A 17781-nucleotide genomic window follows, 5' to 3' on the forward strand; every position below is an offset into this window, starting at 1 on the left:
AGACTCCCCCATGCCAGCTCAGCCGCCCATGGAAAGGGATTCGCGCATGACCTCCGCGCCGCCGCGCAGCGACTACAAGCTTCCTCAGGTCACCGTACTGTTCTGGATTCTGAAGATCGCCGCGACGACGCTCGGCGAGACCGGCGGCGATCTGCTCGCCCAAACCCTGCACCTCGGCTATGCCGCCGCGTCGATCCTGTTCCTCACCCTCTTCGTCGTGAGCTTGCTCGCCCAGCTCAAGGCCCGTCGCTTCCATCCGGCCCTGTACTGGACGGTCATCGCGGCCACTTCCACCGCGGGCACGACGATCTCCGATCTGATCAATCGCGGCCCGGGATCGGGGACTTCCACCGATGGTGGGCTCGGTTACGGCGCGGGCGCCGCCCTGCTCATCACCGGCCTGGCCCTGGTCTTCGCGATCTGGAAGGGCACCGGCCAGAGCTACGACGTCACCACCATCACCAACTTCCGTGCCGAAATCCTGTACTGGACAGCGATTCTGCTGTCCAACACCCTCGGCACCAGCCTCGGCGACTATCTCTCCGACAGCTCCGGTCTCGGTTACGGCGGCAGCGCGATCCTGATCGGGGCGTTGATGATCGCCCTGCTCGCCGCGCACTACCTCACCAAGATCTCGGGTGTCCTGTTGTTCTGGCTGGCCTTCATCCTCACCCGCCCGCTCGGCGCGACGGTCGGTGACCTGCTGTCCAAATCCCACGCCAAGGGCGGTCTCGGATTCGGCACCTACGGCACCACGGCCGCGCTGCTGTTGATCCTGGTGGCCGGAATCGCCTACAGCCACACCGTCACCCAGCGCCGCACCACGCCCACCGAACGCCAGACCGTATTGGACAACGCCTGACCGGCGGTATCTTCCTTGCATGGCTACCGAGATCACACTGTCCGATGGCGATGTCACGGTGCGTCTTTCGCCCGAGAACGGCGGCCGGATCGCGGGGCTCACGATCGGCGGGACCGAATTCCTCCGGCAGGGTGACCATTACGGGTGCTTCCCGATGGCACCGTGGTGCGGCCGGTTGCGTGACGGCCGGTTCACGGTGGACGGGGTCGATTATCAGATGCCGTTGACCGCGCCGCCGCACGCGATCCACGGCATCGCGCGCGACGGCGCATGGGATGTCGAGGAGAGCTCGCCGACGCATGCCGTCATCAGCCGGGCCCTGGTCGCGCCGTGGCCCTTCCCGGGCCGGGTGACCCAGCATTTCCGGTTGTCGCGCGACCAGCTGGCGATCGGCATGACGGTGTCCTCGGACGCGGATCGCTTTCCCGCCCAGGCGGGTTGGCATCCCTGGTTCCGGCGGCAGCCCACCCCCGACACCACCGCGCAGGTGAGCTTCCACCCGGCTTGGCAGGAGCTGCGCGGACCGGATTATCTGCCGACCGGTGAGCACATCGCCCCGACGCCGGGCCCGTGGGACGACTGCTTCGGCATGCCCGACGGCGTGGACGCCACCGTCGAGTGGCCGGGCCTGCTGCGCTTGCGGGTGCGCAGCCCCCAGCAGTGGGTCGTGGTCTACGACATGGACCCCGAAGCGGTCTGTGTGGAGGCGCAGTCGGGGCCGCCCGACGGGCTCAACACTCTGCCGGTCCTCGTCACGCCCGCAGCGCCGCTGCGGATCGAGGCGGTGTGGAGCTGGGAACGGTTGCTCTGAGATCACAAGATCGGCGAGCCAGCACATCGGCAGCTATCTTCCGTGTTGTACTCGGACCCTGTGCTCATTCAGCGGATGCTGCTGGTGAAAGGGGTTGCGGAGGATGGGCGGGACTAACGGGGCCGGACCCGGGGAAACGGGAGCGCTACTACTTCGCTCGGCACGCTATTTCCGTCCCGGCAAACCCTCGGCCGACCTGCACAGTGAGGAGATCGTCGGCGGTCGCTCCGGCGATGTCTTCTATCGCGACCGCTGGAGTCACGACAAGATCGTCCACTCCACCCACGGGGTCAACTGCACCGGATCGTGCCGGTGGAAGGTGTATGTCAAGGACGGGATCATCACCTGGGAGACCCAGGCCACCGACTATCCGTCGGTAGGACCCGATCGCCCCGAATACGAGCCGCGCGGATGCCCGCGCGGCGCTTCTTTTTCCTGGTACACCTACTCCCCGACCCGAGTGCGCTACCCGTATGTGCGCGGCGTGCTGCTGGAGATGTACCGCGAGGCCCGCCACCGCCTGGGCGATCCGGTGCTGGCGTGGGCCGACATCCAGGCCGACCCGGAGCGCCGCCGCCGTTATCAGCAGGCCCGCGGCAAGGGCGGGCTGGTGCGCTCGACCTGGGACGAGGCGATCGAGATCGCCGCCGCCGCGCATGTGCACGCGATCAAAAACTATGGGCCCGACCGGATTGCGGGCTTCTCGCCCATTCCCGCCATGTCGATGGTGTCGCATGCCGCGGGTGCCCGGTTCATGGGTTTGATCGGCGCGCCGATGCTGTCGTTCTACGACTGGTACGCCGACCTGCCCGTCGCCTCCCCGCAGGTCTTCGGCGATCAGACCGATGTGCCGGAGTCCGGGGACTGGTGGGACGCGGCCTATCTGATCATGTGGGGTTCGAACGTTCCGGTGACCCGCACCCCGGATGCGCACTGGATGACCGAATCCCGGTATCGCGGGCAGAAAGTCGTGGTCGTGGCCCCCGACTACGCCGACAATGCCAAGTTCGCCGACGAATGGCTGCACCCGCATCCGGGCACCGATGCCGCGCTGGCCATGGCGTTGGGGCACGTGGTGCTCAAGGAATGCTTCGTCGACAAGCAGGTGCCGTTCTTCACCGACTACGTCAAGCGGTTCACCGATCTGCCGTTCCTGGTGACGCTGACCGAACGCGACGGCGCGTATGTGCCGGACAAGTTCGTGCGCTCGGCCGATATCGGCGATACCGGGGAGGGCGCGGCCTGGAAGACGGTGCTGCTGGACGAGAAGACCGGCGCGGCCGTGGTGCCCAATGGTTCGCTCGGGTTCCGCTGGACCGAATCCGGTGCGGGCCGTTGGAATCTGGACCTGGGCGAGATCGAACCGACCTTGACGCTGCACGGGCAGGGCATGGGTGTCGAGGTGGAGTTGCCGCGCTTCGACACCGAGGGCGGCGAGCACGGCCAGGGTCGCGGCGAAACGGTGCGCCGCGGTGTCCCGGCCCGGCAACTGGGCGACAACGGCCCGATGGTGACCACGGTCTTCGATCTGCTGCTGGCCCAATACGGTGTCGCGCGAGACGGTTTGCCCGGACAGTGGCCGGACTCGTACGCCGACACCGACACTCCCGGCACGCCGGCGTGGGCCGAGCAGATCACCTCGGTCCCGGCCGCGCGCACGATCAAGATCGCTCGCGAATTCGCTTCGGTGGCAGAGGAATCCAAGGGACGCTGCATGATCCTGATGGGCGCGGGCACCAACCACTGGTTCCACTCCGAGACGATCTACCGCGCCTTCCTGTCGCTGTTGCTGCTCACCGGCTGTCAGGGCCGCAACGGCGGCGGCTGGGCGCACTACGTCGGGCAGGAGAAGTGCCGCCCGGTGACCGGGTGGGCGACGCTGGCCTCGGCCAACGACTGGTCGCGGCCGCCGCGTCAGATGATCGGCACCGCATGGTTCTTCCTCAATACCGACCAGTGGCGCTACGACCAGTTCAGCGCGGATGTGATGGCCTCGCCGCTGGGCACGGGCCGCTTCGAGGGCATGACCGGGGCCGATGTGCTGGCTCAGTCCGCGCGCCTGGGCTGGATGCCGTCCTACCCGACCTTCGACCGCAATCCCCTCGACATCGTCGATGAGGCGAAGGCCGCGGGCAAGGAGCCTGCCGCGTACGTCGTGGACGAATTGCGCAGTGGCCGTCTGCGTTTCGCCAACGAGGATCCCGACGCCCCGCAGAACTGGCCGCGCGTGATGACCCTGTGGCGGTCGAATCTGTTCGGTTCCTCGGCCAAGGGCGCGGAGTACTTCAGCAGGCATCTGCTGGGCACTCATTCCTCGCTGCGTGCGAAAGAGGCCGAGTCGCAGGTGCGTCCGCGTGACGTGGTCTGGCGAGAGGAGGCTCCCGAGGGCAAGCTCGACCTGCTGCTGACCCTCGATTTCCGCATGACGTCCTCGACCATGCTCTCGGATGTCGTGCTCCCTGCGGCGACCTGGTACGAGAAGCACGACCTGTCCTCCACCGACATGCACCCGTATGTGCACTCCTTCGCCCCGGCGGTGGATCCGCCGTGGCAGGCGCGCACCGACCACGAGGCGTTCTACGATCTGGCCTCGCGCTTCAGTCAATTGGCGGCCGGGCATCTCGACACCCGCCATGACCTGGTGGCGACCGCGCTGCAGCACGACACCGCCGCCGAGACCGCGCAACCGGGCGGCATCGTGCTGGATTGGCGTGCGGGAGAATGCGATCCGATTCCGGGCCAGACCATGCCGGGCCTGGCGGTGGTGGAACGCGACTACACCGCGATCGCCACCAAGTTCGCGTCGCTGGGTCCGCTGGCCGACAAGCTCGGGTTGCCGTGCAAGGGCATCATGCTGCACCCGGACGAGGAGATCGACTACCTGCGCGGCATCAACGGCGTAGTGGCCGAGGGCATCGCCGAGGGACGTCCGGCGCTGGACACCGCGATCAAGGCCGCCAACACCATCCTGGCGCTGTCGGGAACGACCAACGGCCGCTTGGCGGTTCAGGGTTTCGAAACCCTCGAACGGCGCACCGGGCAGCACATGGCGCACCTGGCCTCGGAGAAGGAAGGGGTGCGGATCACCTACGCCGACACCCAGGCCGCCCCGCAGCCGGTCATCACCTCGCCGGAGTGGTCGGGCAGCGAGTCGGGCGGCCGCCGGTACGCACCGTTCACGCTCAATACCGAGCATCTCAAGCCCTGGCACACCCTCACCGGCCGTCAGCATTTCTTCGTCGACCACGACTGGATGCACGAGCTGGGTGAGGCGATGCCGGTGTATCGCCCGCCGCTGGATATGAAGCGGCTCTTCGGCGAACCGGCGCTCGGGCCCAACGGGCAGCAGGAAGTGACGGTCCGCTACCTGACCCCGCACAACAAGTGGTCGATTCACTCCGAGTACCAGGACAACCTGTTCATGCTGTCGCTTTCCCGTGGCGGACAGGCGATCTGGATGTCGGTGGAGGACGCCGAGTCGATCGGGGTCGCCGACAACGACTGGATCGAGGCGGTCAACCGCAACGGCGTGGTGGTGGCCCGCGCCATCGTCTCGCCGCGCATGCCGCGCGGGACGGTGTACATGAACCACGCGCAGGAACGCACCGTCAACGTGCCGAAGTCCGAGACCGACGGCCGCCGCGGCGGCATCCACAATTCGCTCACCCGGGTCCTGCTCAAGCCCACGCATCTGATCGGCGGTTACGCCCAGTTGTCGTGGGCTTTCAACTATTTCGGCCCGACGGGCAATCAGCGTGACGAAGTCACGGTGATCCGCCGCCGCGCCCAGGAGGTGACGTACTGATGCGCGTGATGGCTCAGATCGCGATGGTCATGAATCTCGACAAATGCATTGGCTGCCATACCTGTTCGGTCACCTGCAAGCAGACCTGGACCAATCGCCAAGGCATGGAATACGTCTGGTTCAACAATGTCGAGACCCGCCCCGGCCTCGGCTACCCGCGCCAGTACGAGGACCAGGACAAGTGGAAGGGCGGCTGGGAGCTGACCCGCCGCGGCAAACTGCGTCTCAAGCAGGGGTCGCGCGCGTTCAAGCTGGCCAGCATCTTCTCCAACCCGGTGATGCCGACTTTGCGCGACTACTACGAGCCGTGGACCTACGACTACCGCAACCTCACCGACGCGCCGCTGGGTGACGACTATCCGGTCGCGCCGCCGCGCTCGCTCATCACCGACAAACCGATGCAGGTGGAATGGTCGTCGAACTGGGACGACAACCTCGGTGGCGCAGCCGAATTCGGGCCCGAGGACCCGAACGTGGTGAAGATGCGCGAGGAGGTGGGCGAGCGGATCCGCTTCAGCTACGAGCAGAGCTTCATGTTCTATCTGCCGCGCATCTGCGAGCACTGCCTCAACCCGGCCTGTGTGGCGGCCTGCCCGTCCGGGGCGATCTACAAGCGCGCCGAGGACGGCATCGTGCTGGTCGATCAGGATCAGTGCCGCGGCTGGCGGCAGTGCGTGACCGGCTGCCCGTACAAGAAGATCTACTTCAACCATCAGACCGGCAAGGCCGAGAAGTGCACGTTCTGCTATCCGCGCGTGGAGGTCGGGCTGCCGACCGTGTGCTCGGAAACCTGCGTGGGACGGCTGCGGTATCTCGGCGTCATGCTCTACGACGCCGACAAGGTCACCAAGGCCGCGCAGACCAAGGACGAAAAGCAGCTCTACCAGGCGCAATTGGAGGTCTTCCTCGATCCGGAGGACCCGGAGGTGGTCCGCGCGGCCGAACGTGCAGGCATTCCCCACGATTGGGTCGAGGCCGCCAAGCGCTCACCGGTGTACGCGCTGATCAGCAAGTACCAGGTGGCGTTGCCGCTGCATCCGGAATATCGCACCATGCCGATGGTCTGGTACATCCCGCCGCTGTCCCCCGTCGTCGATGCGGTCGCCGACGCGGGGTACGACGGTGAGAGTGCGGGCAATCTCTTCGGCGCGATCGACGCCCTGCGGATCCCGGTGGAGTATCTGGCCGAACTGTTCACAGCCGGTGACCCCGAACCGGTGCGCGCGAGCCTGGAAAAGCTCGCCGCCATGCGTTCCCACATGGCCGACATCAACCTCGAGCGCGTCGTCGGCGAGGAGACCGCGACCGCGGTGGGCATGACCGCCAAGGAACTCGAGGATATGTTCCATCTGCTGGCCATCGCGAAATACGAAGACCGGTACGTGATTCCGACCGCCGCCATGGCGGATGCGCAGCGGCTCGAGGAGTCGGCGCTGCCCAGCGAATGCAGCCTCGACTACGACGGCGGGCCCGGCATGGGCGCGGACGGTCCGCTCGGCGGCGGATCCGGGCGCAAGTCGCTGCCGCTGGTCACCATCGAAAGTTTCCACGCCATGCGCAAGCAGCAGACCGCCGACGAGGTCGAGGAGCCCACCCGATGACGCCGATCAGCGACGAGATCGCGGTCGTGTATCGCATCGCGGCGGCCTGCCTGGCCTACCCGGGGGACGAATTCAACGAATCCCTGCAAGGTTTCGACACCATCGCCGCTGCGTTGCGCCATCCAGCGAGCGGACCGCTGCGTGAATTCCTCACCTGGACAACGCGACTGTCCGAGGCCGCCCACACCACCGCCTACGTGGAGACCTTCGATTTCACCAACCGGCACAGCCTGTACCTGACCTGGTGGACCGATGGCGACACCCGCAATCGCGGCATGGGACTGGTGCGGTTCAAGGAGCACTACCGCGCGCACGGTTTCGACTTCGACGACTCCGAACTGCCCGACTTCCTGCCCGCCGTCCTGGAATTCAGTGCGCTCTCCCGCACCAACACGCTGTTGAGCGAGCATCGGCCCGCCCTCGAGCTGCTCCGAATCGCCTTGGCGGAGAAGAACAACGAGTACGCGCTCGTGCTCGCGGCGGTGTGCGCCACCCTGCCCGGGGCCTCGCCCAAGGATCGCGCGCAGGCCAAGGCCATGGCGCGCAGCGGCCCGCCTCGCGAAACCGTGGGCCTCGAGCCCTACGGCCACCTCGGAATGCTTCCCCTGCTGACTGGAGACCGTCGATGAGCATCTTTCTGTGGGGCGCACTGCCATACGTCGTGATCGGGCTGCTCGCCAGCGGGCTGGCGTGGCGCTACCGCTACGACAAGTTCGGCTGGACCACCCGCTCCTCGGAACTACACGAGTCCCGGCTGCTCAATATCGCCTCGCCGATGTTCCACTACGGCATCCTGTTCGTGTTCCTCGGCCACATCATGGGCCTGTTCATCCCGCAGGAGTGGACCGACGCGGTCGGCCTGAACGAGCATGCCTACCATCTGATGTCGCTGTTCGCGGGCACCGCGGCGGGCATCCTGGCGATCGTCGGCATCGCCATGCTGATCTATCGCCGCCGCACCAATGCCGGGGTCTTCCACGCCACCACCACCAATGACAAGGTCATGTACGTGGTGCTGGTCGGCGCGATCTTCATGGGCCTGTGGGCCAAGCTCGCGCACGCGAACATCCACGAGGGCTACAACTATCGCGACACCATCGCGCCGTGGGCGCGCAGCATCTTCCTGCTGCGGCCGCGCGTCTCGCTCATGGAGTCGGTGCCGGTGCTGTTCCAGGTTCACGCCGTCATCGGCATGGCGCTGCTGGCACTGATTCCCTTCACGCGGCTGGTCCACATGTTCAGTGCCCCGGTGCAATACCTGTTCCGGCCCTACATCGTCTACCGCAGCCGCGACCCCAAGCAGCTGTCGGAGCGCCCGGCGCGGCGCGGTTGGGAACGCATCGACGCCGGGCGCTGACCGGTCGCACTCAGTCTTGACCGGTCGTACTCAGTGCGGCCAGCTCCAATTCGCGACCTCGGGGATGTCCTCGCCGTGTTCACGGGTCCAGGTGCGGGCGGTCCAGCGGGCGTCCACCATGTCCTGACGCAGTGCCGCGGCTTGCTGACGCAGGCCCGGGACGCGGTCGATGACATCCATGACCAGGTGGTAGCGGTCGATGTCGTTGAGCATCACCATGTCGAAAGGCGTTGTGGTGGTGCCCTTCTCCTTGTAGCCGCGCACGTGCAGACCGGCGTGGTTGGTGCGCCGGTAGGCGAGGCGGTGGATGAGCCACGGGTAGCCGTGGAAGGCGAAGATGATAGGGCGGTCGGTGGTGAACATGGTGTCGAAGACACGGTCGGACAGGCCGTGCGGGTGCTCGCCCTCCGGCTGCAGGCGCATCAGGTCGACCACGTTGATGACGCGAATCCGCAACTGCGGCAGCCGTTCCCGCAGGATCGAAGCGGCTGCCAAGGTCTCCAGTGTGGGCACGTCACCCGCGCAGGCCAGCACCACATCCGGGGTGGTGCCGGGATCGTCGTTGTGCCCGGCCCATTCCCAGATCCCCGCGCCGCGCGCGCAGTGCACCGCAGCCTGCTCGACCGTGAGCCAATCCTCCTGCGGCTGTTTGCCCGCCACCACCACATTCACGTAATGGCGTGAGCGCAGGCAGTGATCGTAGGTCGAGAGCAGAGTGTTGGCGTCCGGCGGCAGGTAGACGCGCACGATCTCGGGCGACTTGTTGAGCACCACATCCAGGAATCCGGGGTCTTGATGGGTGAAGCCATTGTGGTCCTGCCGCCAGACATGCGACGACAGCAGGTAATTCAGGCTCGGAATCGGCAGCCGCCACGGCACCGCCGAGCTGGCGTCGAGCCATTTGGCGTGCTGGTTGAACATGGCGTCGACAATGTGGATGAACGCCTCGTAGCAGGTGAACACGCCGTGGCGGCCGGTCAGCAGATAGCCCTCCAGCAGACCCTGGCACATGTGCTCCGACAGCACCTCGATGACGCGACCGGTGCGATCCAATTTCACGTCGTACTCACCGATTTCGGCCTGCCAGTCGCGGCCGGTCACGGAGAGGATGTCCTGCAGCCGGTTGCTGGCCAGCTCGTCGGGGGCGAAGGTGAGGAAGTTCTCGGGGTTGGCGGCGGTGACATCGCGCAGCCAGGCGCCCAGCACCCGGGTCGCCTCGTGCTTGGACGCGCCGGGGCTCGCGACCTCGACTCCGTACGTCCGCCAGTCCGGTAGGCGCAGATCGCGCACCAGCGTCCCGCCATTGCTGACCGGGTTGGCACTCATCCGCCGAGTGCCGACCGGCACCAGCTTCAACAGCTCCGGTACCGGTTGCCCCGCCGCGTCGAACAGCTCCTCCGGACGGTAGGAGGCCAGCCATTGTTCCAGCACCGCACGGTGTTCCGCGTTGGTGCGGGCCCCGGGCAGCGGCACCTGGTGGGCGCGGAAGGTGCCCTCGACCGGTTCCCCGTCGACCACCGGCGGACACGTCCAGCCCTTGGGGGTGCGCAGCACGATCATCGGCCAGCTCGGGTGCGCGCCGTCGGTGCCCTCACGCGCGGCGCGCTGGATTCCGGCGATCCGGTCCAGGCAGCGGTCCAGCGCGGCGGCCATCTCCTGATGCACCGCCGCCGGGTCGTTCCCGGAGACGATGACCGGGTCGTAGCCGTACCCGCGGAACAGCGACAGCAGCTCGGATTCCGGAATGCGCGCCAGCAGCGTCGGATTCGCGATCTTGTATTCGTTGAGCGCGAGAATCGGCAGCACCGCGCCGTCCCGCACCGGGCTGAGGAATTTGTTCGAATGCCAACTGCCCGCCAGCGGACCGGTCTCGGCTTCACCGTCGCCGACCACGCAGAAGACGGTCAGGTCCGGATTGTCCAGGGCCGCACCGAAAGCGTGCAGCAGCGAATAGCCGAGCTCGCCACCCTCGTGGAAGGAACCGGGCGTCTCGGGCGCGCAATGGCTCGGGACACCGCCGGGGTAGGAGAACTGCGCGAACAATGCGGCCATGCCCTCCGCGTCGCGGGGAATGTGGCTGTAGAGCTCGGAATAGGTGCCCTCCAACCAGGCGCAGGCGTTCGGTCCGGGCCCGCCGTGGCCGGGCCCGGCGACGAAGACGGCGTCCAAGTCCCTCGCCAGAATCGCGCGATTGGCATGCGCCCACACCAGATTCAGGCCGGGGACGGTGCCGAAATGGCCGAGCAGACGCGGTTTGATCTGTTCAGGGGCCAGCGGCATGCGCAGCAAGGGATTCGACCGCAGATAGATCTGCCCGACCGCCAGGTAGTTCGCGGCCCGCCACCACGCGTCGATGGTGGCCAATTCGTCCCGGTCCAGCGGGCCCGCGCTGTCGTCCAGCCGATACGGGCGCGGTGGGAGCGTTTGCCCGCCGGAGCCGCCCACATTGTCGGCAGAGGTGTCTTCCGCACTGGTCAACCGGGTCATCGGCCGCTTCTCCTCACGTTTCGGGACATCGCTTCGCGGGACCTTCGACTGTGGAGCCGACGCCCACGCTACCCGTGCCGCCGAACCGCTTCGAGACCGAGCGGTACGGGTTTAGGCTGGCAAATACTTCGTAACCACAATCCAGCGGACCCGGACGGAGCGTTATGGGATACCGACGGGGTGTAGGGGTGGTGTGCGCGGCCGTGGTGTTGACGGTTGCGATGGGGTGCGGGTCATCGACCTCCGATAAATCGCAGGAGCCCGCCTACGCGGCGACGTTGCGGCCCATCATCGAGAAATTGATGAAAGACAACGTGATTCCGGGCGCTGTAGTGGTGGTGAAATCACCCAAGGACGGAAATTGGACCGCCACGTTCGGAACCGGGACGATCGGCAAGGACGTCCCGATAACCGTGGACGACCACTTCCGATTCGGCAGCAATACCAAGACCATGACCGTCACGGTGCTGATGCAGCTCGCGCAGGAAGGCAAGCTCGCCCTCGACGATCCGATCGCCAAGTATTGGCCGGGCGTGCCCAACGGCGACCGCATCACGCTGGCCGAGCTCGCCGAAATGCGCAGCGGCCTGTTCAGCTACACCTTCGACGAGCCGTTCAACGCCTCTCTCGACAATGACCCGCAACGGGTGTGGACCCCGCAGCAACTGCTGGACATCGCGTTCTCGCATCCGGTCAACTTCGCACCCGGCGCACAGTTCGAATACTCCAACACCAATACGATCCTGCTCGGGCTCGTCATCGAGAAGGTCACCGGCAAGCCGGTCGCCGACAGCTTCAAACAGCGCATCTTCGACCCGCTCGGGTTGACGCACACGTCCTTCCCGGCGGCCACGGACAACTCGATTCCGGATCCGCACCCGCAGGGCTACGCCTTCGGCACCAATATCTCCACGCTCAAGACTTTCGCGTTGCCACCAGATCAGCAGGCCGCGGCGCTGGCAGGCACGTTGCTGCCGAGCGACCAGACCACCTCCAGTCCGTCGTGGACCTGGACCGCTGGCAGCATGATCTCGACGGTCGACGACATGACCACCTACGTCCAAGCCATGGTCGACGGCAAACTCCTCGACCCGCAAATGCAGAAGACCCGCATCGACAGCATCCAGCCGATCGACCCCGCCAACCCGGCCATGGCCGGATACGGCCTCGGCATAGTCCGTTTCGGCGCCCACCTCCTCGGCCACGACGGCCAGATGCCGGGCTTCATGACCTTCATGGGCACCGACCCCGACTCCGGCCTCACCATCGTGGTCGCCACCAACCTGGCCACCGTCCCCAGCGGCGAAGGCTCAGCCCTGGTCCTGGTCAAGGGCATGCTCCCAACCTTCTACGGCGCCAACGCCGTTCCCGGCGAGGACCCGGCCCAGCGAGCCACCACCGAAACGCCCGCGCCCACGCCGACGAGTTAGGCGCTACCGGGTGTGGCGCTGTTCAGTAACCGGTGCAGGGTGGCCCGGTCGGATGTGGACAGGGTGCCGAGGGTGTCGGCCAGGATGTCGTCCATGATCCGACCACCCGCGCGAAAACCCTGCTCCCCCTCGGCCGTCAGGCGGTGACGGATTGCGCGGCCCGGCCCGGGCGCGCGTTCGAGGAGGCCGCGGTCGATCATGCGCGTGGCCAGGGTGCCCATGGATTGGTCGGTCTGAAAGGTCAACTGCGCCAGCTCGTGTAGTGAAGCGTCGGGGTGATCGTGCAGGTTGCGGAGGACGTCCCATTGGGCGAGGGACAGGCCGGTCTCGGCGAGGCGGCGGTTGGCTTCGCGGTGGTGATGCCATTGCAGGCGCTTGACCGCCTGGCCGAGTTGCCGGAGGGAAGGTTCCACGGCGCCAGCATAGCTCCAAGAATCATCTTCCTTATATAAGGTTCCTGATATAAGGTTGCTTACATAGCGGGAGCTCTTCCAGCTCCCGCGGATTCGGAGATTTCGATGACTCCCACCCACTCCCCCGTCGTTTCCGGCGAGCGCGTCGCACTGACCGTGGACGACCGCGGTGCCGGGCGTCCGATCCTGCTGCTGCACGGCGGCGCGGGACCGGTATCCGTCGGCGGGCTCGCCGACGCGCTGACCGACCGCTTCCGCGTGCTCACCCCGACCCACCCCGGCTTCGAGGGCACGCCCCGACCCGAAACACTCACGGACATGGCCGATCTGGCCCGCCTCTACACCGCGCTGCTCGACGACCTGGACCTGACCGACGTCACGGTGGTCGGCAATTCGATCGGCGGCTGGATCGCCGCCGAACTCGCCGTTCTCGGCAGCCCCCGGATCACCGGCGTCGTGATCGCCAACGCGGCGGGCCTGGATCTCCCCGAGACCCCGATCGCGGACTTCTTCTCCCTGACCCTCGACCAGGTCACCGACCTGAGCTACTGCAACCCCGACAACTTCCGCATCGACCCCACCACCATTCCCCCGCAACGCCTTTCGACCATCGCAGGCAACCGCGCCGCACTACAGATCTACGGCGGCACCACCATGACCGACCCGACCCTCCTCGACCGCCTCCCGACGGTCGCCATCCCAACCCTCGTGGTCTGGGGTGCCTGCGACCGCATGATCCCCGTCGAACACGGCCACGCCTACGCCACCGCAATCCCCGGCGCCCGCTTCGAACTCATCGAAAAGGCCGGGCACCTCCCGCAATTGGAGACACCCGACCTCTTTGCCCGGCTTATCGCGGACCTGGCCGAAACTCGCTGAGACGCGATCAGACGCCGAGTGCCTCGATCACGAGTCACGCAGCCGCGGCACTGGAGTATTCGCGGGCCATCCGTCATCCCTGTGCTCACGGCAGAAAGTGGACAACCTCCCAGAGGTGACCGTCGGGGTCGCTGAAGTAGCCGGAGTAGATCCCCCAAGGTCGCTCGTGGGGCGGGCCCGGGATCGTCGCACCGGCGCGGGCGGCGGTATCGAGAATGCCGTCCACCTCCTCGCGGCTGTCGACCGTCCAGCCGAGACTCATGGCCGAACCGCCCAGTTGCTCGGGCACGAGGTCGGCGTCCTTCGCGAGTTCGGTGCGCGGATAGAGGGAGAGCACGAGGCCGTCGTCGAGCGTGAACATGGCGACCGCACCCGCGGGAGTCGTGTCCCCGCCGGGAAATTCGGTGCCGATGATCCCCGGCGACGACAGCCCGAGACCCCGATAGAAACGCAGCGCACGCTCCAGATCACTCACCGCGAGCGTCACCACATTGATACGGGCTTTCACCTTCGATCTCCCTTGTTCGGTATTCGCCACGGGCGGCAGCACCTGCCACCCATTCCACCGTGCCGAGAACGAGAAGTCTTGAATGAATCGGACAGTATTCGAAGCCGTGGCCCTAGGTTTGTTGCCGACGGCACACGCCGCTATGACGCAGATCACCAAATCGCGGAGGATTCCCCGGTGGGCGCGTGCGATCCCGGCAGCGGAGAGGGGACCTCCGGGTGGCTAATTGGTCATATGTCCAGTTAAGGTTGGGTTACCGAACTCGGGCGAGACGCCGCGAGGACGATTCACCGCCGAGGCTCCGCCACGCGAGATCTGCCAGAAGGGGCTGCTGACATGAGAATTCCGCGCATCGCGACCGCATCGATCCTGGCGGTGTCCCTGATCACCCTGGGACACACCGGCATTCGCGCCGCCGCGGAAACTCCAGCCGAATCCTCGGAGCTGCAGCGCTGGCTCGATTCGCTGGTCCCCGCCCCACGATGGGGAGACGCGGCGACCGGCCCGGGTGCACCGAGCGGCCTGACGCCCGAGCTCGCGCAATTGTGGCGCGCCGTGCAGCCCACTCCGTCCGGAGACCCGTTCTTCGACACCTGGCCTTCCGACCTGGACCGGATGATGCCGGGCGCGGTCATCCAAGCCCGTGATGTCACCGAAACCGCTGCACCCCAGGCGATCACCCCGATCCAGCGCGCGGTGCAACTGAAGTACCGGACCACCGATGCCGCCGGACTACCCTCGTTCGCGACCGCCACCCTGCTGGTGCCCGCCGCCGAATGGACCGGAGACGGTGCGCGTCCCGTACTGGCCAACGCCCTGCCGATCAACTCGCTCGGCATCAGTTGCACGCCCGGTTACGCCATGGCACACGGTGATTCGGGCCAGCTCAACGGGCTGGGATTGATTCCGCCGACCAACAGCGTGGCCCTGGCGCGCGGTTACGCCGTGCTGGTGCCCGACCACGAGGGCCCGCGGATGGCCTACGCCGAACCCACGGTCGCCGGGCACGCCGTCCTCGACTCGGTGCGCGCGGTCCGTGCACACTTCGGAACCGAGTTCGGCGAGAGCCGATACGCGATCAGCGGTTATTCCGGTGGTGCCATCGCGGCGGTGGGAGCCGCCAAGCTCGTCGACGAGTACGCACCCGACCTGAAGTCCGCCATCGTCGGCGCGGCGGTCGGCGGCCTGATCAACGACTTCCGGGAGATCGCCGCATCCTTCGACGGCGGCATCGAATCGGGGATCCTGCTGTCGGTGGTGTTGGCCTACGCCCGCGAACATCCCGAGATCCTGGGCGCGATGAACAATCTCGCACAGCACGTCGCGGCCTCTCCGCTCAAGGACATCTGCGGATCCAGCCAGGGCATTCTCGGCGCGATCGGCATTCCCTTGGAAATCGGTGCCACGCTGGCGAATCCGCTCGATACACCGATCGCCGACACGATCTTCGAGCGAGTCGACCTGCGGGACAAGACCTCCGGTGTCCCGCTCTACATCTACCACGCGACCCACGACCTATGGATCCCCGCCGAAGGCGCCCGGGACCTGCACCGCGAGCAGTGCTCGCGCGGTGTGCCGTCGGTGCTGCGACTCGACCCGGGCGAGCACGTGACCGGACTGATCACCACCTTCCCCGGCGCGATGAGCTGGCTCGACGAACGCCTGCAGGGCCACGCCGCGCCCAGCGACTGCTGACCTAAGTCGCCGCCGCCTCGTACGGGATGGTCCGGCCGACCCCGTCGGCGGGTGACCAGGGCAGCACCTTGCCGAAGCGGACCAGTTCGCCGTACTGAGCCGGGTCGAGAGGCGCGTCGACGAGGTCGAGAAGGGCGGTCGCCGCGTGGGCGGGGGTCGGGGCGTCGGCGACGTTCCACCACAGGGCCGAGGTGGGGGTGTTGATCATGCCGGGACAGACGGCGGCCAGGAGGATGCCGCGGGCGAGGTCGGTGTCGCGGCGCTGGGCGGCGAGCGTGCGGACAGCGGCGACCTGGGCGATCTTGGAGGGGATGTTGACGAAGCCGGGCCAGGCACCGGAGCGGGCACTGCCGTCGGCGACGGCGTCCCGCCAGAGCGCTACCTGATGGTCGACCTCGGCTAAGGAGTCCAGGGCGTCGAAGTGGTTGTGCAACACCGGGGCCAGTTGGTGCAGGGTGCCCAGGGAGCTGGCGACGATGAGCAGGCGGGCGTTGTCGCGCAGGAGCGGGGCGAAGGCGCGCAGCAGGCGGGTGGTGCCGAAGTTGTTGACCTCTACGTAGTCTCGGACGATCTGGCGCGGGTCGTCGTCGGGGCCGACGCGCATCACGGCGTTGCCGATCACGATGTCGATGCCGCCGTGGCGGGATTGCAGTTGCGCGGCAAGGCGTTCGGCGGCCGTCGGGTCGGCGACGTCGAGGAGTTCGCCGCGCACACGCGCACCACCGGCGGGCATGGCCTCGACCGCCTCGTGCACACGATCCAGATTCCGGCCGGTCAGATACACGGTGTCCGCGGGGCCCAGCCGCTGGGCCAAGCCTTCGACGAGAGCCAGACCGAGCCCCTGGGTCGCTCCGGTGACGAGTGCGACTCTGTTCGTTTCGCTCATCCCCTCACGCTAGGAGCCGCGAGCCCATGACGGCAGCGAAAGATACTCACATCTGGTATGCGTAAATGTCATGACCTTCAGTGATGCGTCGCTGACCGCACTGCGCGTGTTCCGCGAAGTGGCCGAGCGGGGCACGCTCACCGCGGCCGCCGCCGCGCTCGGCTACACCCAGTCGGCGGTGTCGCGGCAGATCGCGACCCTGGAACGTGCCGCCGGCACCCCGCTGCTGCAACGCCGCCACGACGGAGTGGAGCTCACCCCCGCCGGGCGCGTGGTGGCCCGGCGGGCAGCGGCGGTCGTCGACCAGATCGACGCCACCGCAAGGGAATTGGCGGGTCTGCCCGACGAGCGGGCCACGGTGCGGCTGGGCTGGTTCGCCAGTGCCGGTGCGGCCGTGGTGCCGTCGGGCCTGGCGCGTCTGCGGCGCACCCATCCCGGCATCACCGTCGTCGGCCGCGAGGGCAGCACGCCCGCGCTGGTGCGGGCGCTGCGGGCGGGCACCCTGGACCTCGCGCTGGTCGCCTCCGCCCCGCCCTACCGGCCGCTGGACGCGGAGACGCCCGCACTGCAGGTGCAGATCCTCACCGACCGTAGTCTGCGGGTCGCAGTCCCGGCCGATCATCCGCTGGCACGCGGCGAGCACATCGATGTCGCCGATCTGCGCGGGCAGGCGTGGATCGCGAGTCCAGGCGAGGATCACGCGATGGGCGTCTGGCCCGGCCTCGACGAACGGCCCGTGATCGCCCACACCGTCCGCGACTGGCTGGCCAAACTGCAACTGGTCGCCGCGGGCTGTGGTCTCACCACCCTCCCTGCGAGCCTCGCACCGGCCTGCCCGCCCGGAGTCCGAGTCCTGCCGGTCCACGGCGGGCCCAGCGAACAACGCCGCCTCCTGCTCGCCCGCCTGCCCGGCCCGGTCTCGGAACCGGTTGCACGCGTGGCCGAATCCCTGCGCGCCGTAGCGATCGAATCCGCGCGACCGCGATGATCGAGCCCGCGACAGGTGAGCACCGCGCCCGCTGACTAAAAACCCGGCGACGCTGCGCA

The 17781-nt window shown here is 67.3% G+C and carries 14 protein-coding genes; 10 read left to right on the forward strand and 4 right to left on the reverse strand.

What is annotated here, in order from left to right; translation table 11 throughout:
• Positions 1 to 46: 46 nt before the first annotated feature.
• The 6 genes from ACYVN4_RS19140 (at position 47) to narI (ending at position 8436) form a co-directional block, all read left to right on the forward strand.
• Complete coding sequence (locus ACYVN4_RS19140; RefSeq protein WP_460722975.1) at positions 47 to 862, forward strand: COG4705 family protein; 816 nt, start codon at positions 47 to 49, stop codon at positions 860 to 862.
• Between the two features lie 19 nt (positions 863 to 881).
• A complete protein-coding gene (locus ACYVN4_RS19145; RefSeq protein ID WP_460722977.1) occupies positions 882 to 1673 on the forward strand; it encodes an aldose epimerase family protein in 792 nt (263 codons plus the stop codon).
• 103 nt (positions 1674 to 1776) lie between these two features.
• Entirely contained in the window at positions 1777 to 5478 is a 3702-nt protein-coding gene (locus ACYVN4_RS19150; RefSeq protein WP_460722979.1) for a nitrate reductase subunit alpha, read from the forward strand.
• Positions 5478 to 7079 carry a nitrate reductase subunit beta gene (gene narH, locus ACYVN4_RS19155; protein WP_460722981.1) on the forward strand — a complete coding sequence of 534 codons (1602 nt, stop codon included), beginning with the start codon at positions 5478 to 5480 and terminating at the stop codon, positions 7077 to 7079. The genes ACYVN4_RS19150 and narH overlap by 1 nt, the downstream gene beginning before the upstream one ends.
• Positions 7076 to 7708, forward strand: a complete 633-nt coding sequence (gene narJ / locus ACYVN4_RS19160) for a nitrate reductase molybdenum cofactor assembly chaperone (RefSeq protein WP_460722983.1) — start codon at positions 7076 to 7078, stop codon at positions 7706 to 7708. Before narH ends, narJ begins: the two co-directional genes overlap by 4 nt.
• Positions 7705 to 8436 (forward strand): respiratory nitrate reductase subunit gamma, encoded by a 732-nt coding sequence (gene narI / locus ACYVN4_RS19165; RefSeq protein WP_460722985.1) that lies wholly within the window; start codon positions 7705 to 7707, stop codon positions 8434 to 8436. Before narJ ends, narI begins: the two co-directional genes overlap by 4 nt.
• Before the next feature lie 30 nt (positions 8437 to 8466).
• On the opposite strand, the gene ACYVN4_RS19170 is transcribed toward narI, so the two are convergent.
• Positions 8467 to 10923, reverse strand: coding sequence for a phosphoketolase family protein (locus tag ACYVN4_RS19170; protein ID WP_460722987.1), 2457 nt, complete (start codon positions 10921 to 10923; stop codon positions 8467 to 8469).
• A 164-nt stretch (positions 10924 to 11087) separates the two neighbouring features.
• On the opposite strand from ACYVN4_RS19170, the gene ACYVN4_RS19175 reads away from it, so the two are divergent.
• Positions 11088 to 12353 (forward strand): serine hydrolase domain-containing protein, encoded by a 1266-nt coding sequence (locus ACYVN4_RS19175; protein WP_460722989.1) that lies wholly within the window; start codon positions 11088 to 11090, stop codon positions 12351 to 12353.
• On the opposite strand, the gene ACYVN4_RS19180 is transcribed toward ACYVN4_RS19175, so the two are convergent.
• Positions 12350 to 12766 carry a MarR family winged helix-turn-helix transcriptional regulator gene (locus ACYVN4_RS19180; protein WP_460722991.1) on the reverse strand — a complete coding sequence of 139 codons (417 nt, stop codon included), beginning with the start codon at positions 12764 to 12766 and terminating at the stop codon, positions 12350 to 12352. The two genes, ACYVN4_RS19175 and ACYVN4_RS19180, sit on opposite strands and share 4 nt — an antisense overlap.
• 105 nt (positions 12767 to 12871) lie before the next feature.
• On the opposite strand from ACYVN4_RS19180, the gene ACYVN4_RS19185 reads away from it, so the two are divergent.
• Positions 12872 to 13645: an alpha/beta fold hydrolase gene (locus tag ACYVN4_RS19185; RefSeq protein WP_460722993.1), complete on the forward strand. Its 774-nt coding sequence runs from the start codon at positions 12872 to 12874 to the stop codon at positions 13643 to 13645.
• Between the two features lie 85 nt (positions 13646 to 13730).
• Here the strand turns inward: ACYVN4_RS19185 and ACYVN4_RS19190 are convergent, their stop codons facing one another.
• Entirely contained in the window at positions 13731 to 14153 is a 423-nt protein-coding gene (locus ACYVN4_RS19190) for a VOC family protein (RefSeq protein WP_460722995.1), read from the reverse strand.
• 336 nt (positions 14154 to 14489) lie between these two features.
• On the opposite strand from ACYVN4_RS19190, the gene ACYVN4_RS19195 reads away from it, so the two are divergent.
• Entirely contained in the window at positions 14490 to 15848 is a 1359-nt protein-coding gene (locus ACYVN4_RS19195; RefSeq protein WP_460722997.1) for a lipase family protein, read from the forward strand.
• A 1-nt stretch (position 15849) separates the two neighbouring features.
• On the opposite strand, the gene ACYVN4_RS19200 is transcribed toward ACYVN4_RS19195, so the two are convergent.
• A complete protein-coding gene (locus ACYVN4_RS19200; RefSeq protein ID WP_460722999.1) occupies positions 15850 to 16734 on the reverse strand; it encodes an SDR family NAD(P)-dependent oxidoreductase in 885 nt (294 codons plus the stop codon).
• Positions 16735 to 16804: 70 nt separating this feature from the next.
• Between ACYVN4_RS19200 and ACYVN4_RS19205 the strand changes: the two genes are divergently transcribed.
• Complete coding sequence (locus ACYVN4_RS19205) at positions 16805 to 17722, forward strand: LysR family transcriptional regulator (protein WP_460723001.1); 918 nt, start codon at positions 16805 to 16807, stop codon at positions 17720 to 17722.
• The last annotated feature ends 59 nt before the right edge of the window (positions 17723 to 17781 follow it).

It is taken from the genome of Nocardia heshunensis, assembly GCF_054782115.1.

Excerpts from the sequence above, each read along its gene's own strand:
- ACYVN4_RS19140 (WP_460722975.1), top strand. The coding sequence starts at position 47 with ATGACCTCCGCGCCGCCGCGCAGCGACTACAAGCTTCCTCAGGTCACC.
- ACYVN4_RS19205 (WP_460723001.1), top strand. The coding sequence starts at position 16,805 with ATGACCTTCAGTGATGCGTCGCTGACCGCACTGCGCGTGTTCCGCGAA.
- ACYVN4_RS19200 (WP_460722999.1), bottom strand. The coding sequence starts at position 16,734 with ATGAGCGAAACGAACAGAGTCGCACTCGTCACCGGAGCGACCCAGGGG.
- ACYVN4_RS19175 (WP_460722989.1), top strand. The coding sequence starts at position 11,088 with ATGGGATACCGACGGGGTGTAGGGGTGGTGTGCGCGGCCGTGGTGTTG.
- ACYVN4_RS19185 (WP_460722993.1), top strand. The coding sequence starts at position 12,872 with ATGACTCCCACCCACTCCCCCGTCGTTTCCGGCGAGCGCGTCGCACTG.
- ACYVN4_RS19170 (WP_460722987.1), bottom strand. The coding sequence starts at position 10,923 with ATGACCCGGTTGACCAGTGCGGAAGACACCTCTGCCGACAATGTGGGC.
- ACYVN4_RS19145 (WP_460722977.1), top strand. The coding sequence starts at position 882 with ATGGCTACCGAGATCACACTGTCCGATGGCGATGTCACGGTGCGTCTT.
- narJ (WP_460722983.1), top strand. The coding sequence starts at position 7,076 with ATGACGCCGATCAGCGACGAGATCGCGGTCGTGTATCGCATCGCGGCG.
- narH (WP_460722981.1), top strand. The coding sequence starts at position 5,478 with ATGCGCGTGATGGCTCAGATCGCGATGGTCATGAATCTCGACAAATGC.
- ACYVN4_RS19150 (WP_460722979.1), top strand. The coding sequence starts at position 1,777 with ATGGGCGGGACTAACGGGGCCGGACCCGGGGAAACGGGAGCGCTACTA.
- ACYVN4_RS19195 (WP_460722997.1), top strand. The coding sequence starts at position 14,490 with ATGAGAATTCCGCGCATCGCGACCGCATCGATCCTGGCGGTGTCCCTG.
- narI (WP_460722985.1), top strand. The coding sequence starts at position 7,705 with ATGAGCATCTTTCTGTGGGGCGCACTGCCATACGTCGTGATCGGGCTG.